At 73.1% G+C, this 24,345-nt stretch carries 24 protein-coding genes; 11 read left to right on the top strand and 13 right to left on the bottom strand.

Annotated features, from left to right (window positions below; translation table 11 throughout):
- Positions 1–377 precede the first annotated feature (377 nt).
- From E1264_RS20585 to E1264_RS20570, 4 genes are all read left to right on the top strand, one after another.
- Positions 378–3,833 carry an NACHT domain-containing protein gene (locus E1264_RS20585; protein ID WP_165964273.1) on the top strand — a complete coding sequence of 1,152 codons (3,456 nt, stop codon included), beginning with the start codon at positions 378–380 and terminating at the stop codon, positions 3,831–3,833.
- A gap of 309 nt (positions 3,834–4,142) precedes the next feature.
- The gene (locus tag E1264_RS20580; RefSeq protein WP_243711054.1) at positions 4,143–4,952 is read left to right on the top strand and encodes a 4Fe-4S dicluster domain-containing protein; all 810 of its coding nucleotides are present in this window, start codon (positions 4,143–4,145) and stop codon (positions 4,950–4,952) included.
- Positions 4,949–5,941 carry an NrfD/PsrC family molybdoenzyme membrane anchor subunit gene (gene nrfD / locus E1264_RS20575; RefSeq protein ID WP_132175915.1) on the top strand — a complete coding sequence of 331 codons (993 nt, stop codon included), beginning with the start codon at positions 4,949–4,951 and terminating at the stop codon, positions 5,939–5,941. The genes E1264_RS20580 and nrfD overlap by 4 nt, the downstream gene beginning before the upstream one ends.
- A 39-nt stretch (positions 5,942–5,980) precedes the next feature.
- Complete coding sequence (locus E1264_RS20570; RefSeq protein WP_132175914.1) at positions 5,981–6,580, top strand: TetR/AcrR family transcriptional regulator; 600 nt, start codon at positions 5,981–5,983, stop codon at positions 6,578–6,580.
- On the opposite strand, the gene E1264_RS20565 is transcribed toward E1264_RS20570, so the two are convergent.
- Positions 6,581–7,120, bottom strand: a complete 540-nt coding sequence (locus E1264_RS20565) for a DoxX family protein (protein WP_132175912.1) — start codon at positions 7,118–7,120, stop codon at positions 6,581–6,583.
- A 203-nt stretch (positions 7,121–7,323) separates the two neighbouring features.
- Between E1264_RS20565 and E1264_RS20560 the strand changes: the two genes are divergently transcribed.
- Together E1264_RS20560 and E1264_RS20555 are read left to right on the top strand one after the other, a co-directional pair.
- The gene (locus E1264_RS20560) at positions 7,324–7,989 is read left to right on the top strand and encodes a hypothetical protein (protein WP_132175910.1); all 666 of its coding nucleotides are present in this window, start codon (positions 7,324–7,326) and stop codon (positions 7,987–7,989) included.
- Between the two features lie 139 nt (positions 7,990–8,128).
- Positions 8,129–9,814: a ubiquinol-cytochrome c reductase cytochrome b subunit gene (locus tag E1264_RS20555; protein ID WP_132175908.1), complete on the top strand. Its 1,686-nt coding sequence runs from the start codon at positions 8,129–8,131 to the stop codon at positions 9,812–9,814.
- Between the two features lie 12 nt (positions 9,815–9,826).
- On the opposite strand, the gene E1264_RS20550 is transcribed toward E1264_RS20555, so the two are convergent.
- The 3 genes from E1264_RS20550 to E1264_RS20540 all read right to left on the bottom strand — a co-directional run bounded on the left by E1264_RS20550 (position 9,827) and on the right by E1264_RS20540 (position 12,408).
- Positions 9,827–10,387, bottom strand: a complete 561-nt coding sequence (locus tag E1264_RS20550; protein WP_132175906.1) for a TetR-like C-terminal domain-containing protein — start codon at positions 10,385–10,387, stop codon at positions 9,827–9,829.
- Between the two features lie 65 nt (positions 10,388–10,452).
- Positions 10,453–11,157, bottom strand: a complete 705-nt coding sequence (locus E1264_RS20545; protein ID WP_243711053.1) for a Crp/Fnr family transcriptional regulator — start codon at positions 11,155–11,157, stop codon at positions 10,453–10,455.
- Positions 11,158–11,433: 276 nt separating this feature from the next.
- Positions 11,434–12,408 (bottom strand): helix-turn-helix domain-containing protein, encoded by a 975-nt coding sequence (locus E1264_RS20540; protein WP_132175902.1) that lies wholly within the window; start codon positions 12,406–12,408, stop codon positions 11,434–11,436.
- A gap of 259 nt (positions 12,409–12,667) precedes the next feature.
- Here E1264_RS20540 and E1264_RS20535 point away from each other — a divergent pair, with 259 nt between their 5' ends.
- Both E1264_RS20535 and E1264_RS20530 read left to right on the top strand, forming a co-directional pair.
- On the top strand, positions 12,668–13,312 hold the full coding sequence (locus tag E1264_RS20535) for a dioxygenase (RefSeq protein WP_132175900.1): 645 nt from the start codon (positions 12,668–12,670) through the stop codon (positions 13,310–13,312).
- Between the two features lie 274 nt (positions 13,313–13,586).
- On the top strand, positions 13,587–14,714 hold the full coding sequence (locus E1264_RS20530; RefSeq protein WP_165964272.1) for a DUF2637 domain-containing protein: 1,128 nt from the start codon (positions 13,587–13,589) through the stop codon (positions 14,712–14,714).
- A 73-nt stretch (positions 14,715–14,787) separates the two neighbouring features.
- Here E1264_RS20530 and E1264_RS20525 read toward each other — a convergent pair whose 3' ends face one another.
- From E1264_RS20525 to E1264_RS45990, 8 genes are all read right to left on the bottom strand, one after another.
- Positions 14,788–15,390: a YbhB/YbcL family Raf kinase inhibitor-like protein gene (locus tag E1264_RS20525; protein WP_207936048.1), complete on the bottom strand. Its 603-nt coding sequence runs from the start codon at positions 15,388–15,390 to the stop codon at positions 14,788–14,790.
- Positions 15,391–15,574: 184 nt separating this feature from the next.
- Positions 15,575–16,729, bottom strand: coding sequence for a hypothetical protein (locus tag E1264_RS20520; RefSeq protein WP_132175894.1), 1,155 nt, complete (start codon positions 16,727–16,729; stop codon positions 15,575–15,577).
- Positions 16,730–16,765: 36 nt separating this feature from the next.
- Positions 16,766–18,865 carry a hypothetical protein gene (locus E1264_RS20515; RefSeq protein ID WP_132175892.1) on the bottom strand — a complete coding sequence of 700 codons (2,100 nt, stop codon included), beginning with the start codon at positions 18,863–18,865 and terminating at the stop codon, positions 16,766–16,768.
- 10 nt (positions 18,866–18,875) lie between these two features.
- Complete coding sequence (locus E1264_RS20510) at positions 18,876–19,508, bottom strand: SRPBCC family protein (RefSeq protein WP_132175890.1); 633 nt, start codon at positions 19,506–19,508, stop codon at positions 18,876–18,878.
- Positions 19,505–19,861: a metalloregulator ArsR/SmtB family transcription factor gene (locus E1264_RS20505; RefSeq protein ID WP_132175888.1), complete on the bottom strand. Its 357-nt coding sequence runs from the start codon at positions 19,859–19,861 to the stop codon at positions 19,505–19,507. The genes E1264_RS20510 and E1264_RS20505 overlap by 4 nt, the downstream gene beginning before the upstream one ends.
- A gap of 48 nt (positions 19,862–19,909) precedes the next feature.
- Positions 19,910–20,503 carry an FMN reductase gene (locus E1264_RS20500; RefSeq protein WP_132175886.1) on the bottom strand — a complete coding sequence of 198 codons (594 nt, stop codon included), beginning with the start codon at positions 20,501–20,503 and terminating at the stop codon, positions 19,910–19,912.
- Between the two features lie 74 nt (positions 20,504–20,577).
- The gene (locus tag E1264_RS20495) at positions 20,578–21,657 is read right to left on the bottom strand and encodes an LLM class flavin-dependent oxidoreductase (RefSeq protein ID WP_132175884.1); all 1,080 of its coding nucleotides are present in this window, start codon (positions 21,655–21,657) and stop codon (positions 20,578–20,580) included.
- A gap of 119 nt (positions 21,658–21,776) precedes the next feature.
- Positions 21,777–21,899 (bottom strand): hypothetical protein, encoded by a 123-nt coding sequence (locus E1264_RS45990; protein WP_279491049.1) that lies wholly within the window; start codon positions 21,897–21,899, stop codon positions 21,777–21,779.
- A 78-nt stretch (positions 21,900–21,977) separates the two neighbouring features.
- Here E1264_RS45990 and E1264_RS43525 point away from each other — a divergent pair, with 78 nt between their 5' ends.
- On the top strand, positions 21,978–22,130 hold the full coding sequence (locus tag E1264_RS43525; RefSeq protein ID WP_165964271.1) for a hypothetical protein: 153 nt from the start codon (positions 21,978–21,980) through the stop codon (positions 22,128–22,130).
- A gap of 46 nt (positions 22,131–22,176) precedes the next feature.
- Here the strand turns inward: E1264_RS43525 and E1264_RS20490 are convergent, their stop codons facing one another.
- Positions 22,177–22,743: a YceI family protein gene (locus E1264_RS20490; RefSeq protein ID WP_132175882.1), complete on the bottom strand. Its 567-nt coding sequence runs from the start codon at positions 22,741–22,743 to the stop codon at positions 22,177–22,179.
- A gap of 109 nt (positions 22,744–22,852) precedes the next feature.
- Here E1264_RS20490 and E1264_RS20485 point away from each other — a divergent pair, with 109 nt between their 5' ends.
- Together E1264_RS20485 and E1264_RS20480 are read left to right on the top strand one after the other, a co-directional pair.
- Entirely contained in the window at positions 22,853–23,656 is an 804-nt protein-coding gene (locus E1264_RS20485) for a universal stress protein (RefSeq protein ID WP_132175880.1), read from the top strand.
- Positions 23,657–23,795: 139 nt separating this feature from the next.
- Positions 23,796–24,345: CHAP domain-containing protein (locus tag E1264_RS20480; RefSeq protein ID WP_132175878.1), on the top strand; the 550-nt coding region annotated here is incomplete at its 3' end.

The raw sequence follows: 24,345 nt of genomic DNA, 5'->3' as shown, positions 1-24,345 counted from the left end.
AGAGACAGTCCTGGACGACTGCCACCGGCTCGGCCTGCTCCGCACGGTCGGCCCCTACTACCAGTTCCGCCACGCCGAACTCCACGACCACCTCGCCGCGACCCACCCGCTCCCGCACGACACCGGCCACCGCCACCCCACCTGACCCCGCAACACCGGCGCCGACCCCCTGCTGGACGCCGACCTTGGCGGCCATCTAGCGATGCCGTCCACCGGTCGTCGTTAGTCCGATGGCGGTCAGCCGACCGGTGTGTGCCCAAGCGGGCACATAAGGTGGCGCTCGACGGCTGGTCCTCGGGCGGTGCTCTATGGGGTTGAGGCGGATTCGGCTCCGGCGCTGGGTACTGCGATGGCTACTGGGCCTGACGGGAATCCTGGTGATCATCGGAGCGGCCGTCGCGTGGATGGTCCAGGGGGCCTCGGCGGTGACGCCGATAGCCGCGATGACCGCGCTCGCCACGCTCTTGACGCTTTTACAGACGTTGGGCACGGCGCAGTCGGGCCGGCAGCGGGAGATGCCGATACCATCGGCTCCGCGACGCGAGCTTCCCACGCCGCCGGAACGGGCCGGGCCGGGTGACGCCGGGGAGCCCGCGAGCGTCCCGGTGTTCTTCGGCCGGGACGACGAGGTGCGGACGCTGCGCCGCTGGCTCATCGCGGACCGGTGCCGGCTGGTCGCGCTCCTCGGCCGGGGCGGGATGGGCAAGACGACCTTGGCCGCACACGTGGTGGCCGGTCTGCGGGACGAGTTCGACGTGGTCTTCTGGCGGTCGCTGCTCAACGCGCAGCCACTGGAGGAGACCGTCCGGGCGCTGGTGGCGCACGTGGGTCTCGGTGAGCCGCCCGCCACGCTGCGGGAGCAGCTGCGGACCGTCGAGGAGCTGCTGCGCCGGCGGCGGTGCCTGATCGTGCTGGACAACGCCGAGTCGCTGTTCGCGAGAGGACGGCAGGCGGGCAGCTATGCCGCGGACCTGGCCGGCTACGGGGCGCTGCTGGAGCTCGTGGCCACCGTCCCCCATCGCAGCTGCCTGCTGATGACCAGCCGGGAGAAGCCCGCCGAGCTGGTCCGGCACGAGTCGCGCAGCGGCCCGGTCCGGGTCCTGAGCCTGGACGGGCTGAGCGACGCCGCCGGACGCGAGCTGATGGCCGACCGGGGACTGACCTCACCGGGTCCGGCCTGGTCCCGCCTCATCTCCCGGTACTCGGGCAACCCGCTGGAGCTCAAGCTCGTGTGCGACACGGTGCTGGGCGTCTTCCAGGGGGACGTGACCGCGTTCCTGCGCGAGCGCACGGACGTGGTGGGCGACACCCACGAACTGCTGGCCGGGCAGTTCGACCGCATGGCGCGCATCGAGCAGGCGGTGATGTACTGGTTCGCCATCCGGCGCGAGCCGGTCACCATCGGGGAGCTTGAGCGCGACGTGGCGCCTCCGACGTCGCGCCGGGAGCTGATCGCGGCGCTGGAGTCGCTGATCCGCCGTTCGATGGCCACCGGCCCGCGGCCCGGGTCGTTCACCGCTCACCCGGTGATCCTGGAGTTCGCGCTGGACAGGCTGCTCAGTGCACTGTTCCGTGAGCTCACCGCGGGGACGCCCGACCTGCTCGGGACGCACGCTCTGACTCTGGCGACGGCCAAGCAGTACATCAGGGACGCCCAAGGGCGGCTGCTGGTCGAGCCGCTGGTCCGCCGGTTGGAAGGGACGTTCGCCCGCCCGCAGATCCGGCGGCTCCTGGCGAACGTGCTGGAGGGTGTGCGTGCGGGCGGCACCGCGGCCGTCGGCTACACCACGGCCAACGTGCTGCAACTCGCCCTGCACCTCGGATTCGCGCCGGCCGGGTTCGCCTTCTCCGGCCTGACCGTCCGGGAGGCGGATCTGCGCGGCGTGACCTTGCGCGATGTCGACTTCTCCGAGGTCCGGTTCGAGCGCACGGTCTTTACCGAGACGTTCGGGGTCGTGGAGTGCGTCGCGGTCTCCGGCGACGGGACGCTCGTGGCGGCCGGGACGGTCAGCGGCGACGTGCGGGTGTGGAGCCTGGCCGACGCGCGGCCCGTCGCGATGTGGAACGAGCACTCGGGCGCGGTGTGGTCGGTCGCGTTCGGCCATCAGGACGGCATCCTCGTGTCCGGGGGTGCCGATCGGACCATCCGGATCTGGGACCTGAGAACGAACCGGTGCGTCCAGGTCTGCCACGGGCATGAGGAAGGGGTGGCCGGGGTCGCCTGCCATCCGACCGAGCCGGTCGTCGCCAGCGCCGGGCATGACAACGTCGTTCGCGTCTGGAACGCACTGACCGGCCGCCAGGTGCATGTCTTGAGCGGCCACGGCAACTGGGTGGACGGATTGGCGTTCTCCTCGAACGGGCACCGCCTCGCCACGTGCAGCCTGGACGGCACGGTCCGGGTCTGGCGTCTGGAGGACGGGGAGTGCCTCATGACGTTGAGCGCCGTATCGGGCGCCAATCCCGCGGACGGATTCCGGAGCGTCGCGATCTCACCGGACGACCGGTGGCTGGCCGCGTCGGGCCACGACGGGCTCGTCCAGCTCTGGGCCCTCGAAGACGGACGTTCGCCGCGCACGCTGCGAGCTCACTCCGACCGCGCCCGCTCGCTCGCGTTCGACCCGGTGACGGGGCTGCTGGCCACGGGCGGCGAGGACCGCCTGATCCGCATCTGGGATCCGGTGACCGGGCGGCGGGCGGCGACGCTGAGCGGCCACGACCGCGGCGTGTCCGGTGTGGCCTGGGCCGCGGGCGAGCGGCGGCTGGTCAGCAGCGGACTCGACCAGACGGTGCGGATCTGGGACGTCGACCGCGCCGAGTGCCTGCTGGCCATCCGCGGTCATGAGCAGCCGGTACGGGCGGTGGCCTGCGCGCCGGACGCCTCGCTGATCGCGACCGCCGGATACGACACCGACATCCGGCTGTGGACCGCCCGGCCGCCCTACCGGGCCCGTTCGCTTCGCGGCCACCAGCACTGGGTGCAGGCCTTGGCGTTCAGCCCGGACGGGCGCCTGCTGGCCAGCACCGGTGACGACAGGACGGTCCGGATCTGGGACGTCACGACGGGCCAATGCCTCCATGTACTGCACGGCCACACCGGGTGGGTGGCCGATGTGGCCTTCAGCCCGGACGGAGCGCGGCTGGCCAGCGGCGGTACACACCAGCGGATCCTGATCTGGGACACCGCCACCGGACGCTCGCTGACGAGCATCGACGCCTACGACTCCGCCGCCGGCGCGCTGGCGTTCACCCCCGACGGGCGGCTGCTGGTCACCGGCGGCCACGACCACCTGGACCAGGTGAGGCTCTGGGACGCGCAGACCGGTGAGCACGTGGCGACTCTGGCCGGGCACGTCGGCGCGGTGACGAGCCTGGCGGTCTCCGCCGACAGCGGCCTCGCCATCACCGGAGGAGTCGACGGCCAGGTGATCGTCTGGGATCTCCGAGCGCCGCGGCACCGCCATCGCCTCGCGGGCGGCGGGCACCGGGTGACCACCGTGGCCGTGGACCCGGGTGGTTCCCTGGCCGCCAGCGGCGGCGAGGACCGGACGATCCAGCTCTGGGACCTGTCGACCGGAGCCTGCGTCCGCGTGCTGCGCGGCCATCCGGCGGCGGTCACGTCGGTGGCCTTCCTGGACACCGGCACCGTGGTGTCGGCCAGCTCCGACGGCACCGTGCGGCTCTGGGACACCGCCACCGGGCTGGCCTCGGGCACGCTCGTTCCCGACCGCCCGTACGAACGCATGAACCTGACCGGCGCTCTAGGCCTGAGCCCCGCTCAACGCGAGACCCTGCGGCGCCTGGGGGCCGTGGATGAGGCGGCGGCGCGTTGACGTGATTCGCTTCGATGGAGGCCGGCGGCGATCCCGGTGAGCGGCGAAGTGGCCTTCCGATCGTGTGGATCCGCGGGCCGCCCGTTCGACCTGCGCGTGGAAGGACTCCGGACGCGGCGGGCACTGCTCGTTCAACGCCGCGGAGGCCGCTGGCGCGGCCGGGTGTAGGAGGCGCGCGGCAGGGAACTCGGAGAAGGTCGCCGCGCGGATGGGAGGCCGGGTATGGGCAGCTTGGTGGGACGGAACCTTCTCGCCGGGGCCGAGCCCGACGTCGCCGCCGACGCGGGCCATCCGGACCCGCCGCCACGGATGGGGTTCTTCACGGACACCTCCGTGTGCATCGGGTGCAAGGCGTGCGAGGTGGCGTGCAAGGAATGGAACGCCGTGCCCGAGGACGGCCTGGAGTTCACCGGCATGTCCTACGACAACACGCAGGGCCTCGGCGCCGACACCTGGCGGCACGTCGCGTTCATCGAGCAGAACAAGCCGATGGGCCACGCCGAGACCGGCGTCGAGCACGGCGACGGTGGCCCCACCGACCTGCGGTGGCTGATGGCGTCCGACGTCTGCAAGCACTGCACGCACGCCGCCTGCCTGGACGTCTGCCCCACCGGTTCGCTGTTCCGCACCGAGTTCGGCACGGTCGTCGTCCAGGAGGACATCTGCAACGGGTGCGGGTACTGCATTCCCGCGTGCCCGTACGGGGTCATCGACCAGCGCAAGGGCGACGGCCGGGCGTGGAAGTGCACGCTGTGCTACGACCGGCTCGGCGCAGGCATGGAGCCCGCGTGCGCGAAGGCGTGCCCGACCGACTCCATCCAGTACGGCCCGCTCGACGAGCTGCGCGAGCGCGCCGCGATGCGCGTCGACCAGCTGCACGGTCTCGGCGTGGACGACGCCCGCCTGTACGGCCACGACCCGGACGACGGGGTCGGCGGCGACGGCGCGTTCTTCCTGCTGCTGGACGAGCCCGAGGTGTACGGCCTGCCACCCGACCCCGTCGTCACGACCCGCGACCTGCCGTCGATGTGGAGGCACGCGGGCATGGCGGCGGCCGCGATGCTCGGCGGGCTCGCCGCCGTCTTCGCCGTCCACGGCCGCGCGGGAGGCGGGCGATGAGCACCGCGGAGGTCGGCAGGGGGCCGCGGCGTCCCGGCCGCAGGCGCGGCAGGCATCGCGGCGAGAAGGCGATGGTGCCGGACGCCGAGTTCACCTCCTACTACGGCAAGCCGATCCTGAACCCGCCGGTCTGGAAGGCGTACGACGTCGCCGGGTACTTCTTCCTCGGCGGTCTGGCCGGGGCCGGTTCGGTCCTGGCGGCCGGGGCGCAGCTCACCGGGCGTCCCGTCGCGGCGCGGGCGCTGAAGATCTCCTCGCTTGCGGCCATCGGCGGGTCCACGGCCGCGCTGATCCACGACCTCGGGCGGCCGAAGCGGTTCGTCAACATGCTGCGGGTGATGAAGCCGACGTCGCCGATGAGCGTGGGCTCGTGGCTGCTGGCCGTCTACGGTCCCGCGGCGGGCGCGGCGGCCGTCCTGGACGTCACCGGTCTGTTCCCGCGCCTCGGCGGGGCGGCCACCGCCGCGGCCGCCGCGCTCGGCCCGGCCGTCAGCACCTACACCGCCGTGCTCGCCGCCGACACGGCCGTGCCCGCCTGGCACGAGGGCCACCGCGAGCTGCCGTTCGTGTTCGCGGGGTCGGCGGTGGCGGCGGCGTCCGGCATGGCCCTGGTCGCGGCTCCGCCCCGCGAGACCGGGCCGATGCGCACCGCCGCCGTGCTCGGCGCGGGCCTCGAACTGGCCGCCGCGAAAGTGCTGGAGCGTCGAGCCGGGCTGGCCGCCGAGCCGTACAAGAAGGGGAAGGCCGGCCGGTTCGTGCGCGCGGGCGAGATCCTGTCGGCCGCGGGCACCGCCGGGAGCGTCCTGCTCGGCGGGCACGCCCTGTCCGGCAGGCGCCGCCACGCGGCGGCGGCGCTCTGCGGCACGGCGCTCCTGGCGGGCTCGGCCTGCACGCGCTTCGGCGTCTTCCACGCGGGGATGCAGTCGGCGCGCGATCCCAAGTACACGGTGATTCCGCAACGGGAGCGGCTCCGGGCCGCCGGTGGATAGGCTGGCCCCCCACCGCAGGCGCAGGAGAGGGGCCGTCCCGTGCCCGGTCAGGCCGCCGCCGAGCGAACGCGCATCATCGAGGCCGCGTACCGGTGCCTCGCCGACGCGCAGGGCGCCCCCGTGTCCATCACCGAGATCCTGACCGCGGCGGGCCTGTCGACCAGGGCGTTCTACCGGCAGTTCGAGTCCAAGGACGCGCTGCTGATGGCGATGTTCCGGCGCGACGGCGGCCGGGTGATGGCCGAGCTCCGGGAGCTCGCCGCGTCCGCGGGGTCCCCGGCCGAGGCGCTCGGCGCGCTCATCGCGGGGATGCTCGGCATCACCGCGGACGAGCGCCGCCGCCGGCGCGTCCTGGCGCTCACGTCCGGCGAGGCGACCCGCGCGCGGGGCTACGCCGGGGAGCGCGGGCGCGTCATGGCGGAGCAGGAGGCGATCATCGCCGAGATCCTCGCGGCCGGGCGGGCGGACGGCTCGTTCCCGTGGGCCGACCCCGGCCCCGACGCGCGGTTCGTCCTCGCCGCGCTCGCCCAGGCGTTCGAGGACCAGATGGCCGGGACGGCCGAGGCCCCGGCCGCCGAGGCGGCGGCGCAGCTCACCAGGTTCGCGCTGCGGGCCCTGGGCGCGCGCCCGCCCGCCTGATCACGCCGGGGACTCGTCCTGCGCCTTCGCGGCCGGACGCCAGAAGACCGCCAGCAGCAGCGCGGCGCCCACGCCGCCGGCGAGCGCGGTGATCGCGAGGCCCGTCCATCCGGCGAGGTCGTCCGCGACCCCGAGCGCCCGGTCGAGCGACACGGCGCCGCCGCCGAGCGCCCCGGCCGCGCACGCCACCAGGATGATCATCACGACGTACTCGTAGCCCTGGCCGGGCCGGAAGATGAAGAAGCCGTTGCGCAGGTGCGCGGTGATGAACGCGACCGCCATCGTCCCGACCGCGCCCGCGGCGGCGAGCGGGGTGAGCAGCCCGAGCAGCAGCAGGACGCCCGCGCCGAGCTCGGTGCCGGTGGCCATGAGCGCGTGCAGCCGGCCCGGCCGCAGCCCCATCGACTCGAACCAGCGCGCCGTGCCCGCGATCCTGCCGCCGCCGAACGCGTGGTTCCAGCCGTGGGCGACGAGCGTGCCGCCGACCGACACCCGCAGGATGAGGGACGCGATGTCGGCGCCCGCCGCGTCCACTGCCATGAGCGGCCCCTTCCCGGCTCGGGGACGTCACGTCCCGTGCACTGACCCCCGACAACGTACAGGGCACCCGAATACCGGACGAACCGTGGGGCAGATCACAGGAGTCGAGCTCCGGATCGCGTCACATTCCGGGGTGCTCGGCGCATCTTTCTGTACGGGTGCCCCTCGGGCGGCATCCAGGGGTGCGGAGACTGGGAGGCGGCATGGGCACCGAGCCACGGCGTTTCGACCTGACGATGCTGCACGCCGCCTACGACGCCTTCCGCCGCGACACCGCCCGGCTGGTGGCCGCGGCGGAATCCGACGAGACGTTCGCCGGCACGGCGGCCGAGAACACGTGGGCCCTGTTCAGGTTCCACTGGCACGTCCAGGACGTCGCGGAGAAGCGCACCCTCTGGACGGTGATGTACGCCAAGGAGCCGGAAGCCGACCCCGAGCCGGGCGGGGGCGGCGGGCGGCGGCTGGGACTCGTCCTGGACGCGATGGACCTGCGCGCGCTGCGCGTCGTCCCGATGATGGACGGCGTGGACGCGGCCCTGGAGCAGCACGACCGCGCCATGTTCGCCCGGTACGCGCGGGACCTCCGCGCGGCGGTGGACACGCTCCTGGACTTCAAGGAGTCGGCCGTCCTCCCGCTGATCCCGCACACGCTGACCGCGTTCGAGTGGGGCACGTTCGACGTCGAGTTCCGCGGCGAGCTGGGCCTGCGCGGGCTCGGCGTGTTCCTGCCGTGGCTGCTGGACGGCGCGCCCGACCCCACCCGCCGGGCGGTGCTGCGGCTGCTGCCGCCGCCGATCCGGCTCGCCTACCGGGCCCGCTGGCGGCCCCGCTACCGGCGCCGGAACCTGCCGGCCGCACCAGCCCGCTGACCCCCATTCCGGCCGCCCGCAATGTGACGGGACCCACATGAGCGCGATCCGGGCGGGATGTCACATTCCCTCGCCCCGGCAAGTCTCATGTGTGGATGCGCATGCGCATGTGCTCGACGGCGACGAGAGGACGTTGACGATGGCGGGATATCGGACGGCCGGCGGCCGGCCCGGCGCGCGGGAACCATCGAAGCTCGTGGGCGGGACGGCGCGGGCCCTCGACGAGCGGTTCGGCACGAACGGCTTCGTCCGCAAGGCCATGCGCAAGGCGTTCCCCGATCAGTGGAGCTTCCTGCTCGGCGAGATCGCGATGTACTCGTTCGTGGTCATCCTGCTGACCGGGGTGTACCTCACGCTGTTCTTCAAGCCGAGCATGCACGAGGTCATCTACAGCGGCTCCTACACCAAGCTGCAGGGCGTGAAGATGAGCGAGGCGTACGCCTCCACGCTCGAGATCAGCTTCGACGTGCGGGGCGGGTTGCTCGTCCGGCAGATGCACCACTGGTCGACGCTGATCTTCATGGCGGCGATCCTCATCCACATGCTGCGGAACTTCTTCAGCGGCGCGTTCCGCAAGCCCCGCGAGCTGAACTGGCTGATCGGCATCCTGATGTTCATGCTGGTCATGCTGAACGGGCTGTTCGGCTACTCGCTCCCGGACGACCTGCTGTCGGGGACCGGCCTGCGGATCCTGGAGGGCGTGCTCGCGGGCATCCCGCTGGTCGGCTCGTACGCGGTGATGTTCGTGTTCGGCGGCGAGTTCCCGGGGACCGACATCATCCCGCGGCTGTACGTCGTCCACGTGCTGCTGATCCCGGGCATCCTGGCCGCGCTGATCCCGCTGCACGCGATCGTGCTGACGTGGCGGCAGACGCACACGCAGTTCCCCGGCAAGGGCAGCTCGAACACGACCGTCCGCGGGTACCCGTTCTTCCCGGTGTTCATCGCCAAGACCACCGCGTTCTTCCTGTGGGTGATCGGCGTGACGACGCTGCTGGCGGCGTTCGTCCAGATCAACCCGGTCTGGTTGTTCGGCCCGTACGACCCGGGCGCGATCAGCTCCGGCTCGCAGCCCGACTGGTACATGGGCTGGCTGGAGGGCGCGCTGCGGACCATGCCGGGCTGGGAGATCAACGCGTGGGGCCACACGCTCTCGCTGAGCGTGATCGTCCCGGCGCTGGTGGTGCCCGGGGCGCTGTTCACGGGACTCGCCCTCTACCCGTTCCTGGAACGGTGGGTGACCGGCGACCGCGAGATCCACCACCTGCTCGACCGGCCGCGCGACGTCCCGGCGCGCACGGGCATCGGCGTCGCGGGCGTGGTGTTCTTCGGGTTGCTCTGGCTGGCGGGCGGCAACGACATCCTCGCCGAGCGGTTCCACATCTCGCTGTTCGCGACGACCTGGTTCTTCCGCGTCGCGATCATCGTCGGGCCGATCATCGGCTACATCGTCGCCTACCGGATCTGCGTCGGGCTGCAGCGCCGCGACCTCGGCATCGCCGAGCACGGGCTGGAGACCGGCATCATCCGCATGTCGCCGGACGGGAAGTTCAGCGAGGTGGAGCGGCCGATGCCGGACGAGGCCATCGCCGCGATCACCGACCCGCGCCCGGCCGCGGCCGTCCCGCTGGACGCGCCGCCGCCGAAGGACGGCGTGGAGAGCCCGCGCGCCCGCAGCGGCGTGAAGCGGGTCCGCGCGGCGCTCAACCGCCGGTTCCGGGCCGATCTGGTGACCGTCCCGGAACGGCACCCGGAGGGGGACGGCGACGGCCACGGACGCGAACTCACGAGCGCGGAGGACGCAGAATCCGTCTCGGGGCGGTGAGCGGCGGGCCGGTCAGCGCTCGAAGAGGAGGCGGATGACGGGACTGGCGGCCGCCACGGGGTCGTCGCCGACATCGGTCAGCGCGCCGCTCAGCCAGAGGTGGGCGAAGCCGTGCACGATCGACCAGGCGGCGAGCCCGGCCGTCCGCTCGTCCTCGGGGCCGTGGCCCACCGTCACGCCGCGGACGCCCGCGGCGAGGACCCGGCCGGCGCGGTCGCGGGCCGCGGCGACGTCCGGGTCGTCGGCGCGGTAGAGCGCGGGCGTGAACATCACCTCGAAGTAGGCCCGGTGGCCGACGGCGAAGCGGACGTAGGCGAGGCCCAGATCGTGCAGGTCGCCGCCGGCTGCTTCGAGCGCGTCCGCGAACCGGGCGTAGCCCTCGGCGGCGACGGCGGTGAGCAGGCCCGCCTTGTCGCCGAAGTGGTGCGCGGGCGCGGCGTGCGAGACGCCGGCGCGGCGGGCGATCTGGCGCAGGCTCCATCCGGCGGTGCCCTGCTCGGCGATCGCCTCGACGGCGGCGTCCAGGACGGCACGGCGCAGGTTGCCATGGTGGTAGCTCGGCTGGTCGGTCATACCCCGACCTTATCTTGTCATTGACAAGTTACGCGCCCGGCCGGCCGGGCTCTCCGGCGCGCGCCTCAGTCGGGCTCCTTGGCGAACTCGCGCAGGCCCGGCAGGTCGATGACGGTGATCTTGCGCCAGCCGGTCCGGATGAGGCCCCTGCGGCGCAGGCCGTTGAGGGCGCGCGCGACCGTCTCCCGGGAGGCGTCCATCCAGCTGCCGAGCTCCTCCTGGGACAGCGGCGGCCCGATCTCGATCGAGCCGTCCGCCGCGGGCGGGACGTGGTGCGCCGACAGCTCCGCCAGATCGGTCAGCAGCGCGGCGAGCCGCTGCGCGCCGCCCCTGCTCATATGGGCGGTGAGCCGCCGGTCGGAGTCGTCCAGGCGCTGCACGAAGGTGCCGGTGACGAGCATCCACACGTCCGGGTGGACGTCCAGGAAGCCGGTGAAGCGGGCGGCCGGGACCACCAGCGCGCGGACGGGCGACAGCGCGGTCACCGTGGCCGACCGGGTCCGGCCGCCGAGCACCGCGCTCTCGGCGAGCAGGTCGCCCGGCCCGCGGACGGCCAGCACCACGTCATGGCCGTCCTCGGTCGCCGAGGTCACCTTCGCCCAGCCCCGCTCGATGATGATCACGTGGTCGGACTCGTCCCCCTGGTACACCAGGGGCGCCTTCACCGGGTACTGCCGGGGCCGCCCCGCGGCGCGCAGCGCGGACCGCTGCGCCGGATCGAGCGCGGCCCAGAACCCCGCGCGCGGGGAGGACGCCGCGTACGGTGCCACCAGCCGCCTCCCTTGCCTGTGGCCTACCAGAACAGTAAACCCGACGAGGGCGCGCGTTCACGGCGCCGGACGGCCGCCGCGTCCGCCTCCGGCCGCGGCACGGAACCGTCGGCAGAAAGTGACAGAATTCGCGGCGACCCGTAACCGCGCGGATCCGTGCCCACGCGGATCCATATCCGCGCGGGCCCGTGTCCGCGCGTGCCGCCACGTCCCCCGGATCAGGGCGGACGATGCGACCGACCCGGGGGCGTGGGCGAAGCGGCGTGCGGCGGGGCGCTAGGCGTCCCGCAGGATGCCGGTGGTGGCCGCGCGGTACGCGGTGGGGGTCACGCCGTAGGCGGCGCGGAAGGCGCGGCTGAACGCCGCCGCGTCGGGCAGGCCCCAGCGGTTCGCGATCGCCCCGATCCGCTGCGTCCCGAGGAACGGGTCGCTGAGCTCGCGGCGGCAGTGCTCCAGTCGCCGGGTGCGGACGTAGCGGGCGACGGTCGTGCCCGCCGGCTGGAACACCCGGTACAGCTGCCGGACGGAGATGTGGTGCGCCTCCGCGATCGTCGCCGGGCACAGCGCCGGATCGTGCAGCCGTCCCTCGATCCACTCCTTGATCGCGCGCAGCATCTCGGCTCCCTCCGGGGACGGCGACGGCGGCGCGCCCAGCCATTCGCTGGCCGCGCCCGTGACGAGCTCGACGATCGCGCCGCCGAGGTGGTGGGCGTAGGGCTCGTCGGTCGCGGCGCCGTCCTCCACACCGTCCTCGGCGAGGGCGCCGAGGAGCGAGGAGACCAGGCGCCCCTGGCGGGTGCGCTCGGCCATCAGCGTGCCGCCGAAGGCCGCCAGGCGCTCGGGCGGGAGCGGGACGGCCCGGTGCGGGATCACCACCGTGAAGATGTGGTGCGCGTCGAACGAGATCTCGACCGGGCGGGTGAGGTCGTAGAACACGACGTCGCCGACGCCGACGCGGGCGTGCCGGCCGTTCTGGCGCAGCACGCAGGAGCCGCGCAGGACGAGGCCGAGCTTGTAGCACTCCCTGGTGTCGCGGGCGATCTGGCGGGCGCTGCGGCGCACCGCGTGCGCGGGCGCGTACACGTCGCCCGCCTCGACCGGGCCGAGCGTGCGGCCGGTCAGCCGGGCGGAGAACCCGCCGGCCAGGCGGGGGTGAATATGGAAAGGACCGAAGGCCGACGTGATCAGGTGGCGCCAGTACTCGGCCTGATCGCGGGCAGCATGATCCGAGGTGTCAGCGAGCGTTGACATGACGCTCCTCCGAGGTGAGCGGGCGGGGGGTCTCGGACGCCACCCGCCAGGTTTCTACGAGGTTTCGGGAAGGTCAATGAGCGAGTCGGCACGAGGCTCGCGGCGGGCTTTGTCACTCGGCGCCAAATGTCGGGCAGGGAAACCCAAGACCAACCCCTCGTGACCGGCCTATACATGTCGCGACGACTCCTGGGAGCCCCGCCAGCCGGGCATCGGAAGATCCCGAAACGCCCGGATAGACCTCGAGAGGAAACCCCCCATGCCAGAGGACGAGCAGGAACAGCTGGAATCCGGCATCAGCCGGAAGAACTTCATCGTCGCCGCGGGCATCGGCGCGCTCGCCGTCCCCACGGCCGTGACGGCTGTGACCTCGGCGACCGCGCAGGCGGGCACCACCGCGCCGCGGCGGCTGCCGCTGACGCCCAAGTGCACCGACGGCGACGACGAGCCCACTCCCGCGCAGACGGAGGGCCCGTACTTCCGCCCGGGCTCGCCTGAGCGCACGGACATCAGGCAGGGCAAGCAGGGCACCTTGCTCACCGTGACCGGAATCGTCTACTCGCAGGACTGCAAGCCGGTCAACCGCGCGCTGCTCGACTTCTGGCAGTGCGACGCCGCCGGTGTGTACGACAACCGCGGTTACGTCCTCCGTGGGCACCTGTTCTCGGGCGCCGACGGCCGCTACAGCCTGACGACGATCGTGCCCGGCCTCTACCCGGGTCGTACCAAACACATCCACGTCAAGGTCCAGGCGCCGAACGCCCGGATCCTGACGACGCAGATGTACTTCCCGAACGAGCCGCGGAACAACACCGACACGATCTTCGACCGCCGGCTCCTGATGACCATGAGCCAAGGGCCGAACGGCCTGACCGGCACGCTCGACTTCGTCGTCCGCGTCTGACCGTCTGACCGCGTACCGAAGCACGGTTCCGTCGCTCCCGCGGAATCCAGTCCCCGCCCGGGCACCGGCGCGCCCCGGCGGGGACTTCCGCATGCCCGGAGGAAAAACGGCCCGGATGGAACCGGGAAGTGATCCAAATCGGCCGCGAAGCGCCAAAGAAATGGATAGTCTCCCACCGATCACTTTCCGTTGTGTAGGCAAAACTGGGAGCACACGCGGCATGAACGCTGCCAACCGGGCACAGGTCATCACACGGTGGGGAGCCATCTCCTTCATGGCGGCCGCGGTTCTGACCGCCACCGCGGGCGGCTTCGCCCAGTCCTACGCGGGCCTCTACCACTGGGCGCTGGAGCACGGCCTGCGCGGCTGGAAGGCCGAGTCGTTCCCGCTGCTGGTCGACCTTTTCATCATCGTCGGCGAGCTCGGCCTCTTCCTGCTGGCGATCGACGCCTTCGTGCTGCGCCGCCGGCACCTGATGAGCTGGCTCGACTTCTCCCTGCCGCTGACCATCGCCATCGCGGGGTGGACGGCGAGCCTCATCTTCAACGTCGGCCACGTCGGCCAGCAGTCGTTCTCCTACCAGGCGACGGCCGCCGTCCCGCCGATCGTGTCGATGCTCGGCCTGTTCGTCCTGCTGCGGACGCTGCACCGGTACGTGTCGCGCGAGGTCGAGGCGGAGAACGAGAAGGCCAAGCCCGAGCCGCAGACGCGCGCCATCGCCGGGCCCGTCACGCTGAACCAGATCACGCTGATGCCGCTGCGCAACACCGGCCCGTTCCCGCAGATCCAGGTCCCCGGCCATTCCGGGCGGGCGATCGAGTCGGGCGCGCCGTCCACCGCCACCGCGACCCGGCAGGCGCCGGGCGGGGCGTCCGAGGGCACGGAGCCCGCGGAACCGGCGGAGCCCGCGCAGGGGGCCGCGCCGAGCCCGGCCGCCGCACAGGCGCCCGCGCCTGCGCCCGCCGCGCCGCCTGTTCCTGCGCCCGCGCCCGCCGCGCCCGTCCCGGACCCTGAGCCCGAGCTGGCCGTCGTCAGCGCCGCGGCGCGCGGGAGCGCCAACGGCCGCAGCACCTACGGCGCCACCGCGGAGGAGCCCGCCGCGCCTGCCGCCGCCGCGCCGGTCGCCGACCCGGAGACCCTGCGGGCCCTCGTCATCGAGGTCCTCGAACGCCGGCACGGCGACGTCGCCGCGACGCTCGCCGAGGTCAGGGCCCAGGGCCACGTCTGCGGCGAGGCCGACATCCAGCGGATCAGCGACAACCACTGGTTCCCGTACGCGGTGTACCGGCTGCTGGCCAAGCACCACGGCGACGGGGCGCTGGTCGCGGAGGAACTGAGGTCGCAGGGCATCCGCTACGACCAGGCCGCGCTGGACGAGCTCGTCCGCTCCTGGCGCGTCTGACGCCTCTCGGCGCGTCCGGCGCCCTCTCGGTGCGTCGGGCGCCCGTCCAGCGCTTCGGGACCTACCGGACGGCCTACGACTCGCCGGAGATCACGGCCGAGCCCAGCGACGCCCGGGTGATGCTGTTGGCGGCGGTCTGGATCGTGGAGTTCTCGTTGAGCTCCGTCAGCGTCGCCCGGTTGAGGGCGTAGACCGTGAACGTGTAGGTGTTCACCGACGAGGGCGAGCACGGGCCCTGGTATCCGAAGAGGCTCGCGCTTCCGCGGTAGTAGATCTGCCTGGACCCTGCGGGGACCGTCGGCTTGTAGACGTGCTCGACGTTCTGCGGGAGCTCGGCCACCGTCGCCGGGATGTCGTAGATGATCCAGTGCAGCAGGTTCCGGTTGTCGACGTCCCGCATGATGATCGCGTAGCTCTGCGTCTCGGCCGGGCCGCCCGTCCACGCGAGCGGCGGGGACTCGTTCTTCTTGCGGGGGTCGTTGTCACCGCTGCTGGTGCACTCGTGGACGATCGGGATCCGCCCGCCATTGGTGAAGGCGGTGCTCGTGATGGCCAGCGCGGCGCCGGCCGGCCCGGCGTCGGGCGAGGCGGACGACGGCGGCGTGGCGGCGGCGACGGTGGAGCCGCCTGCGCAGACGACGAGCAGGGCGGACAACACGACTCGCTTGATGGTCACGGAGGCTCCTAGAGGGTTGCGAAAAGCTGACTCCCCCGCCCCTTCACCAGGTGGTTCTGGCCGCAGCGTAGGGAACGCGCCCGGCGTCCGCCATTGCAGGCAGTGCCGGATGCGAAGCCGTTCTTGTCCCTCCCTGCCAGACCCGCCCCGGCCGGACCCGGCCACCGTCGACCGGCGCCTCCGGTCAATAGGCGTACGCGGTTCCGCACAGCGGGATGTCATCGGATTCCGAGAGGTCCCCGCCGATCGCCCTGCCGAACGGGTCGACGCCGGCCAGGCAGGCGTACCGGGGCGGATCGTGCGAGACGAGCACCACCATCCCCTGCGAGACGGCCTCCGTCCGCTTGGGGGTGATCGTACGGGTGACGCGCATCGGCTCGCCTTCCTCGAAATCGAAGAAGACCGTGCTCTCCGGGGCGTCCTTCCGCAGCACGCCGTAGCCGCTGCGTCCGTCCAGGCCCATCACGGCGCTGGTGAGGACCGCGGCGGCGTCCCGCTGCCGGAACAGGACACGGCCCGCGCGCAGGTCGGCGCCCCGCGCCTCGGTGTCGAGGGCGTGCACGGTCGCGTTACCGACGTCGTGTCCGGACGGCTTCCCGGGGCCGCCGCTCCCGACGTCGATCCCGGGCGTCGCGTCCGGCCGGATGTCGCTGATGACGTAGCCGAGCGTGCGGTCGTCCTCGGCCCAGACGATCTGGCTGACCAGCGCCGGGCCGGGCGTGCTCCATGTGCGGCGGCGCCCGGAGCCGATGTCGAGGACGGTCACGGAGGCGCCCCGCGGCGGCGCGGCCGAGCCCTCGCCGTCCGCGCAGGGGGCCGTCGTGTAGGCGAGCCTGTCACCGTCCGGGCTCATCGCCAGCCCGCCGGCGCGGGCCGGGACGGCGTCCGGGGTCAGCGGCGCGATCCCCGTCGCGCGCCCGCCGCCGGTGAGCGTGAAGCGGTAGAGCCGCGTCTCGCACGGCTCGTCCCGGGTGGACGCGACCACGAACGTCCCGCCGGGACCGCCGACGATCTCCCGCGCCGTGCCGGCGGACGGCGACGGCGGCGGGACCGAGCCCACCGGCCGGTACCGTCCGTCCCGCCGGAACGCCTCGATCCTGATCCACGGCTCCGGCCCGCCCTGCGGCTGGGAGACCGTCGGGACGCTTCCCACGCTGAGGACGAAGCGCGGCTCCCGGCCGCCGGGCCACCCGCCGGAGGAGGCGCTGTCGCCGGCCAGCAGCTGCACCGCGCCGATCGAGGCCGCGACCGACACGGCCAGGGCCACCGGCGCCGCCCATCGTCGGAGCCGCCAGGACGGGGGTTCGCGGTCCTGCGGCTCATCCCGTTCGTCAGCCATCGGGTGATCATGCCGTGCCGGATGCCCGCCGTGGGGCTATTCGGCACGATTCGTGATGGGATCCTCCGGATCGGTGAGCAGCCGGGACGCGAGGGCGCGCAGCTCGCGGTCCTCGGTGAAGGCGCGCCAGCCGCCGTCCCAGTGGTGGCGCCGGTCGGAGTCGAGCAGCGACCGCGCCGCCGCCGCGGCGCCGCCCGTGACGGGCCCCAGCTCGGCGAGGTACCGCATGGCCGCCCACCGCATCGGCAGGTAACGCCCGCGCGCCAGCTCGTGCAGTTCCCGCCGCAGCGTTCCGGCGGCCGCTCCGGTGTCGCCCGTGATCCGCTGGTAGGCGTGGGCGGCCATGACCCTCATCCAGTCCTCCCGGACGTCGAGGAGCGGCCGCAGCCGTGCGGCGTGGGCGGCCGCGAGCGGACCGAGGTCGGCGATCCGGGGCAGCGCGACGGGAGCGTCGCCGGTGTCGTCGAAGCAGCCCTCCAGCGCGGCGAGCAGCGGTTCCGGGTCGCCGGTCACCTTCCAGAACGCCCATGGCAGAACGACCCTCCCGTTCCGTGCGACCCAGTCGTTGGCCGGGTCGAACGGTGCGGCGAGGGCGGGCGCCGCGCCGGCGGCGGCCGGTCCGATGGCGCCGAGCGCCCTCGCGGCCTCGACGACCGCGTCCGTCCGCAGGAGCGGGACGAGCTCGGGGACGGCGGGCGCCGCCGCCGGGCCCCATTCCTCCAGCACTCCGGCGAGACCGCGGGCGAGGGCGGGCTCGCCGAGCCGCGCGCGGATCGCCGGGAGCAGGACGTCGGCGTGCCCGTCGAGTGAGGTCAGCACGTGCCGGATCGGCGGGGGGCTCGTGCTGAACGGTCCGGCGGAGCCGGACTGCACGTCGGCGGCGGAGAGCCCGGCCTCGAGCCGGTCGAGGAGGCGCGGGAGGCAGCGCGGGTCCCGCCGCCGCGCGAGGCCCCAGACGGCGAGGTCGACGATCCGGCCGTCGCCATGGCGGGACAGGCGCGCGCCGTCGTCCAGGCGGGCGGCGAGGAGGTCCGCGCGGGTTCCGGGCGGGTCGGTGCCGTCATCGTCGAGCGCCGCGAGGAGGTGCGTCGCGCAGGCGCGCACCGCGGGCACCTCGTCGGCGGACGCCCGGACCAGGCCGGGCAGGAGCCGCCGCGCGGGCGAGCGCCAGTGGACCAGGACGTCGGCGGCGATCCGGACGGCCCCTCGCCGCCGGTCGGCGTCCGGCGCGCCGAGGAACGCGGCGGCGAGGCCGGTGCGCGCCGCGGCGGCGCCTGCCGGAGCGATGGGGTCGGCGCCCCCGGCTCCGGACGCTCCGGGATCGGTGGCCGCGAGCCGGAACGAGATCCAGCCGAGCAGCCGCGCCGCGACGCCGCCGTGGAACTCGGCCAGGTCGGGGGGCGTGTCCCCGACCCGCGGGACGTTCCGCCACACCGCGACGTCGCCGCGGACGGCCGCCACGAGCGCGCCGAGATCGGGACGGTGCGCGCCGACCGCCTCCGCCAGCGCGATCTCGGCGGCCAACGCGACCTGTCCGCCGCCGTCGCCACCGCCGTCGCCGCCGTCCCGCAGGTCTCGGAGCCAGCCGAGGGCCTCCGGCAGGACGTCGGCGGTGCAGCCCTTGGCCAGGGCGCCGACCGCGACGACGATGCCGATCCGTGCCGCGCCGTCGTCCTCGTCCGGCCACCGTCCGCGCAGCGCGGGCACGATCGCGTCGGCGTCCCCGGTCGCGCCGGACAGCGTGCTCGCCAGCTCCCGCCGCACCGCGGCGTCTGGATCATCGAGCAGCGCGAGGAGGCGCGGGAGGGCGGCGGCCCACGCGTCCGGCCATCCGGCGTCGACGCCCCGCACCCGGCCCGCCTCGCGGACCAGGCTGCCGATGAGCTCCAGCACGCCGGGCCGCACCGCGATGGCCGGCGATCCGGCCATCGCGGTCAGGTAGGGCAGCGCGGCCGTCGCGGCCGAGCAGACGAAGCCGCCCTGATGGAAAATCTTGACGTCGAGATCGCCCAGGTCGCCGCCGGGATCGGGGCCCTCGGCGATGCCGCGCAGCAGGCCGGGGACGTCGCCCGCCGGCCCGTACGCGTGCTCGAGAGCGGTCCAGTCGATGTCGTCCAGGCCCCGGAGCAGCGTCACAGAACGGAGATCATTCCATCGTCCCGGTATAGGCGGCGATCGTATTGTCGGCGGCGGTCCGGGCGGTCGCCTCGTCGTCCCCCGACTCGACGTGGGCCCTGTACCAGCCCTCGCCGCTCTGCCGCGTGAACTCCTTGCCCTCGTCCGTCATGGCCCACTCCGGGCCCATGTCCTCGCGGACGTCCGCGCCGGACTCCAGGTGCAGCGTGAGGCCGAGAAGCCCCTGCTCCCAGCCGATGCCGACCGCGCCGGGCCCGAACTGCTCCCAGTGGTCGTCGACGTGCGCGATGTGCTCCAGCTCCAGCCGGGACCGGCCGCCGTCCTCGGGCGTCAGCCGCACCTCGATCCAGCTGACCTGGCCGCCGTACTCCCACGTCGCGGAGTAGCTCTTGGGCGGGTCGCAGCGCTCGATCGTCCCGCTGGCGTTGCCCTCCAGCTCGAACCGCCCGCCCTCCCGCAGCTCGCCGGAGACGGGCAGGAACCAGCGGGAGATGCGGTCGGCGGACGTCACCGCCTCCCAGAGGTCCTCGACGTCGGTGTCGTAGGTCCGGCCGATCGTCACCGTCCGCGCGGTCCCGGCCTCCAGGACCCGTTGGCCGACTCGGCGCCGCACGGCGTTGATCTGGCCCGTCACATCGATCATGGCTCGCTCCCTGAGTCGCTTTGATCCGGGCGGCGGGCGCGCCTGCCGCGCGCGATCTCCGTCGCCAGGGCGTCCAGATGCGGCGTCCAGTACCGGCGGAACCGGTCGAGCCAGGCGTCGATCTCCCGCAGCGGACCGGAGTCGACGGCGTAGAGCCGCCGCGTCCCCTCCGCCCGCACCACCGCGAACCCGCTCTCCCGCAGCACTCTCAGATGCTGCGACACCGCGGGCTGCGAGATCCCGAACTCCTCCCGGATGACCTCCGACACCTCCCCGGAGGACCGCTCGCCGTCGGCGAGCAGCTCCAGGATGCGGCGCCGCACCGGGTCACCCAGCACATCGAACGCGTGCACGCCCACAAGCTACAGCCTTCACTTATATAAGCCAAGCCTTAACAAGGACTATCCGCGGGTCAGCAGATCCTCGAACGGGACGGGCTCCTCGTACGGGTCGGCCTTCGCGGCGGCGGGACGGGCCTCCATCAGCGCGGCCAGCTCGCCCCCGGCGCGGGTGACGCGGTCGCCGAGGCGGCCGGCGCCGCCGCCCCAGTCCTCGGACGCCGCGTACACCGCGGTCGGCGCGACGGCGGCGCGCAGGTAGGCGAACAGCGGCCGCATCGCGTAGTCGATGGCCAGGGAGTGCCGCTCGGTGCCGCCGGTCGCGCCGAGCAGGACGGGCTTGCCGTCCAGGGCCTCGCGCTCCAGGACGTCGAAGAACGTCTTGAACAGGCCGCTATAGGACGCGCTGTAGACGGGCGTCACGGCGATGAGGCCGTCCGCGTTCGTCACCGTCTCGACGGCGGCGCGGAAGGCCCCGGACGGGAAGCCGGTCAGGGTCGCGTCGACCATCGCGTGCGCGTGGTCGCGCAGCTCGATCGTCTCGACGGCGACGTCCCCGCCGAGAGCCGCGGACGTCGCCGCGGCGAGCCGGTCGGCGAGGAGCCGGGTGGACGACGGCTGCCCGATCCCGGCGGAAACGACGGCGAGCGCGCTCATCGGGCCCTTCCTTTCTGGGGGGCGACCCCCAGGCCCCCGGGGTGGTCGGCCCGATGATCCTCGCTCCGCTGCGGTCATCGGGCCTCCTCGGTGATGCGCGAAGCGTGGGTCGGAGCGGTGGCGGGGACGTGCGCCGGGCGCAGCGCCTCGAACTCCCTGCGCAGCACCGGGACGACCTCCTCCCCCAGCATGTCGATCTGCTCCAGGACGGTCTTCAGCGGCAGTCCCGCGTGGTCCATCAGGAACAGCTGCCGCTGGTAGTCGCCGAAGTTGTCGCGGAACGTCAGGGTCTTGTCGATGACCTGCTGCGGGCTGCCGACCGTCAGCGGCGTCTCGGCGGTGAACTCCTCCAGTGAGGGGCCGTGCCCGTACACCGGGGCGTTGTCGAAGTAGGGCCGGAACTCGCGGACGGCGTCCTGGGAGTTCTTCCGCATGAACACCTGCCCGCCGAGCCCGACGATCGCCTGGTCGGCGGACCCGTGCCCGTAGTGCTCGTAGCGCCGCCGGTAGAGGCCGATCAGCCGCTGGAAGTGCTCCTTCGGCCAGAAGATGTGGTTGGCGAAGAAGCCGTCGCCGTAGTAGGCGGCCTGCTCGGCGATCTCCGGGCTGCGGATCGAGCCGTGCCAGACGAACGGCGGGACGCCGTCCAGCGGGCGCGGGGTCGAGGTGAACGACTGGAGCGGGGTGCGGAACCTGCCCTCCCAGTCGACGACGTCCTCGCGCCAGAGGCGGTGCAGCAGGTGGTAGTTCTCGATGGCGAGGTCGATGCCGTCGCGGATGTCCTTGCCGAACCACGGGTAGACCGGGGCGGTGTTGCCGCGCCCCATCATCAGGTCCACCCGGCCGTCCGCGAGGTGCTGGAGCATCGCGAAGTCCTCGGCGATCTTCACCGGGTCGTTGGTGGTGATCAGCGTGGTCGCGGTGGACAGGATCAGCCGCTCGGTGCGGGCCGCGACGTAGCCGAGCATCGTCGTCGGGGAGGACGGCACGAACGGCGGGTTGTGGTGCTCGCCGGTCGCGAAGACGTCCAGGCCCACCTCTTCCGCCTTGTCGGCGATCGCGACCATGGCCTTGATCCGCTCGGCCTCGGACGGGACGCGCCCGGTGGTCGGGTCGGGCGTGACGTCGCCGACGGTGAAGATGCCGAACTGCATTGCCGGCCTCCCAATAGTAGAACGTTCAATTAACCTACCGGAACCGCGCGGCCAAGGCCCGTATTCCGGGCCACCGCCGCCGCCCGTCCGAGCCGTCGGCCCATCATCCGTCCTACCCGTCACGCCACCGCCCGTTCGAGCGCGTCGACCAGCCAGGCGTTGACCGTCCCGGTGGCCGGGGGCTCGCCCGTGACCTCGCCGTGCAGGGCCCAGCACCGGCGGAGCCGCGGGTCCCGCCCCATGGCGACGGCGGGCAGCAGCTCGCGGCGGCAGCGCGGCGTGTCGCGCTCGGCCGCGCGGGAGGGCGAAGGGACCGGGACATGGACGCCACCGACCCCGTCCGCCTGGCCGAGGGCCTACGCGAGCACACCGCCGGGTTCGGAGACGCGCGCCCCGACCCGTCCGGACTGGCGGAACGGGCGTCCTGCTCCTGGTGCTGGCCCGCCGCATCAGACCCGCCGCCGTGGACGTGACCGGGGACCGATCGCTCCTGGACCACTGGCCGGCCCGCACGATCGTCTAGGCGGCCTGGACGGCCTGGATCTCCAGCGCGAGGGCGATCTCGTCGCCGAGCATGACCTTGTCGCCCTGGAAGGGGATGTTGAACTCGATGCCGAAGTCACGCCGGCTGAGGGTTCCGGTCGCGGTGAAGCCCGCGCGGGTGCCGCCCCACGGGTCAGGGCCGACGCCGTGGAACTCGGTCAGCAGCCGGACCGGGCGGGTGACGTCCTTGATCGTGAGGTCGCCGTCCAGGTGGTAGCGGGGCGTGCGGGCCCGGCGGCCGATGGCGGCGGGCGCCACCCCGGTCGCGGTGAACGTCATGACCGGGTGCTTGTCGACCTCCAGGAAGTCGGACGAGCGGATGTGCTCGTCGCGCTCCGGGCTTCGGGTGTCGATCGAGGCCATCCGGATCTCGGCGTGAGCGCTGGAGTCCAGCGGATCGTCCCCGATCACGACCTCGCCGCCGAAGTCGGGAAACGTGCCGCGCACCGTGGTCATCAGGTGCCGGATCGTGAAGGTGATCTCGGAGTGGACCGGGTCGATGGTCCAGCGGCCTGGTTCGAGGTCCGACGCCTCGGGCCCCATGTCACATCCCCCCAAAGATTGACAACCAGGAAAAACTACCCCAAATTGCCCATGGTCTGACCGGCCCCCTGCGGGGAATGCTCGCTCGTATGAGCGGAGCTCGGGTCGCATGATCGGGGACCACGTCCTCGCCGGATACGTCAACGACGCCGGCGGGAGGGAGGCCCTCGACCTCGCGTGCGCCATGGTCGCGCTGACCGGCGGGCGGCTGAGCGTGGCGACCGTCCACCCGCCGGGCCTGCCCGCGGCCGCAGGCGAGGCCCGCACGCTGCTGGACCAGGCGGCCGACCTACTGGACGACCAACCCGCCGACCTGCACGTCCAGGAGGGACGCAGCGTCGGCCGCGGCCTCACCGTGCTCGCCAGCCGGATCGGCGCCGACCTGATCGTCGTAGGCTCCCCCGAGGGCGGCGCCCGCGGCCGCATCGGCGTCGGCGCCGCCGCCGACCACCTGCTGCACTCGGCCACGGAGGCCGTCATGCTCGCCCCGTCCGGCCACGTCCCGCCGGACGAGCTCGACCGCCTCACGGTCATGTACGTCCGGCGGCCCCAGTGCGACGACGCGGTCGTCCGCGCCGCCCAGGCCGCCGAGCGCCTGGAAGTCCCGCTCCGCCTGGTCACCCTGGCCGTCGGCGACGTCGGGCCCGAACGGCTGCGCGACGACCTGGCCCTCGCCATCCGCCTCGCCGTCGACTCCGCCGACCTGCCGCCCGAGGAGGTGTCCGCCGAGCTCGCCGAGGGTGCCGACGTCGCCGACGCCTTGGACGACGTCGACTGGCAGGACGGCGAGATCCTCATCTGCGCGTCCAGCGAGGACGCCGCCGCGCACCGCGTCTTCCTCGGCGAGGTCGCCCTCAAGGTCCTGCGCGCGGCCCCGTGCCCGGTCACCGTCCTTCCGCGGGGCTACTTCTGACCGGATCCCCGGAACAGGTTGCCGCCCGGGCTTTACCTTCGCTACATTCCGTCGAGACCTGAACGTGACCTTGGAACGCGGCACGTTCCGACCCCGGTCGGGCGCCACCCTGCCCGAACGATAGTCGGCAGGGAGCGACATGGACCCCATCGGCAAGAAGCTGCTCGACATCGCCGAAAAGGAGCTCGGCTACACCGAGAAGGGCGACGGCTACACCAAGTTCGGCGAGTGGTACCGCAAGAACGTCGACGGCGACCACGACGAGTACTTCTCCACCGCCCCCTGGTGCGACATGTTCCTCGCCTGGGCCGCCCACAAGGCCGACGTCACCGAGCAGACCGGGCAGTTCGCCGCCACCACGGACCACGCCAAATGGTTCAAGAAGAACGACGCCTGGGGCCGCGAGCCCGAGCCCGGCGCCATCGTCTTCTACGACTGGAGCGGCTCCCGCGACCTCGACCAGATCGACCACGTCGGCATCGTCGAGAAGGTCGACGGCCGCACCCTCCACACCATCGAGGGCAACGCCGACGGCTACAAGCTCATGCGCAAGACCCGCGACATGGACCACGTCGTCGGCTTCGGCTACCCGTCCAAGGTCAAGGTCGCCACGTACACCCCCAAGCACGCGGCTCCCGCCCCCACCGTCGACAAGGTCGGCTCCCCCGTCACCGCGACCAACACCTACG

The organism is Actinomadura sp. KC216 (assembly GCF_004348535.1).
Classification (GTDB): Bacteria; Actinomycetota; Actinomycetes; order Streptosporangiales; family Streptosporangiaceae; genus Spirillospora.
This window is presented reverse-complemented; position numbering and strand designations above follow the sequence as displayed.

Coding starts and splice junctions, on each gene's coding strand:
- E1264_RS20580 (WP_243711054.1), top strand. CDS start 4,143: ATGGGGTTCTTCACGGACACCTCCGTGTGCATCGGGTGCAAGGCGTGC.
- nrfD (WP_132175915.1), top strand. CDS start 4,949: ATGAGCACCGCGGAGGTCGGCAGGGGGCCGCGGCGTCCCGGCCGCAGG.
- E1264_RS20565 (WP_132175912.1), bottom strand. CDS start 7,120: ATGGCAGTGGACGCGGCGGGCGCCGACATCGCGTCCCTCATCCTGCGG.
- E1264_RS20560 (WP_132175910.1), top strand. CDS start 7,324: ATGGGCACCGAGCCACGGCGTTTCGACCTGACGATGCTGCACGCCGCC.
- E1264_RS20555 (WP_132175908.1), top strand. CDS start 8,129: ATGGCGGGATATCGGACGGCCGGCGGCCGGCCCGGCGCGCGGGAACCA.
- E1264_RS20550 (WP_132175906.1), bottom strand. CDS start 10,387: ATGACCGACCAGCCGAGCTACCACCATGGCAACCTGCGCCGTGCCGTC.
- E1264_RS20540 (WP_132175902.1), bottom strand. CDS start 12,408: ATGTCAACGCTCGCTGACACCTCGGATCATGCTGCCCGCGATCAGGCC.
- E1264_RS20535 (WP_132175900.1), top strand. CDS start 12,668: ATGCCAGAGGACGAGCAGGAACAGCTGGAATCCGGCATCAGCCGGAAG.
- E1264_RS20530 (WP_165964272.1), top strand. CDS start 13,587: ATGGCGGCCGCGGTTCTGACCGCCACCGCGGGCGGCTTCGCCCAGTCC.
- E1264_RS20520 (WP_132175894.1), bottom strand. CDS start 16,729: ATGGCTGACGAACGGGATGAGCCGCAGGACCGCGAACCCCCGTCCTGG.
- E1264_RS20510 (WP_132175890.1), bottom strand. CDS start 19,508: ATGATCGATGTGACGGGCCAGATCAACGCCGTGCGGCGCCGAGTCGGC.
- E1264_RS20500 (WP_132175886.1), bottom strand. CDS start 20,503: ATGAGCGCGCTCGCCGTCGTTTCCGCCGGGATCGGGCAGCCGTCGTCC.
- E1264_RS20495 (WP_132175884.1), bottom strand. CDS start 21,657: ATGCAGTTCGGCATCTTCACCGTCGGCGACGTCACGCCCGACCCGACC.
- E1264_RS45990 (WP_279491049.1), bottom strand. CDS start 21,899: ATGGGGCGGGACCCGCGGCTCCGCCGGTGCTGGGCCCTGCACGGCGAG.
- E1264_RS43525 (WP_165964271.1), top strand. CDS start 21,978: ATGGACGCCACCGACCCCGTCCGCCTGGCCGAGGGCCTACGCGAGCAC.
- E1264_RS20490 (WP_132175882.1), bottom strand. CDS start 22,743: ATGGGGCCCGAGGCGTCGGACCTCGAACCAGGCCGCTGGACCATCGAC.
- E1264_RS20485 (WP_132175880.1), top strand. CDS start 22,853: ATGATCGGGGACCACGTCCTCGCCGGATACGTCAACGACGCCGGCGGG.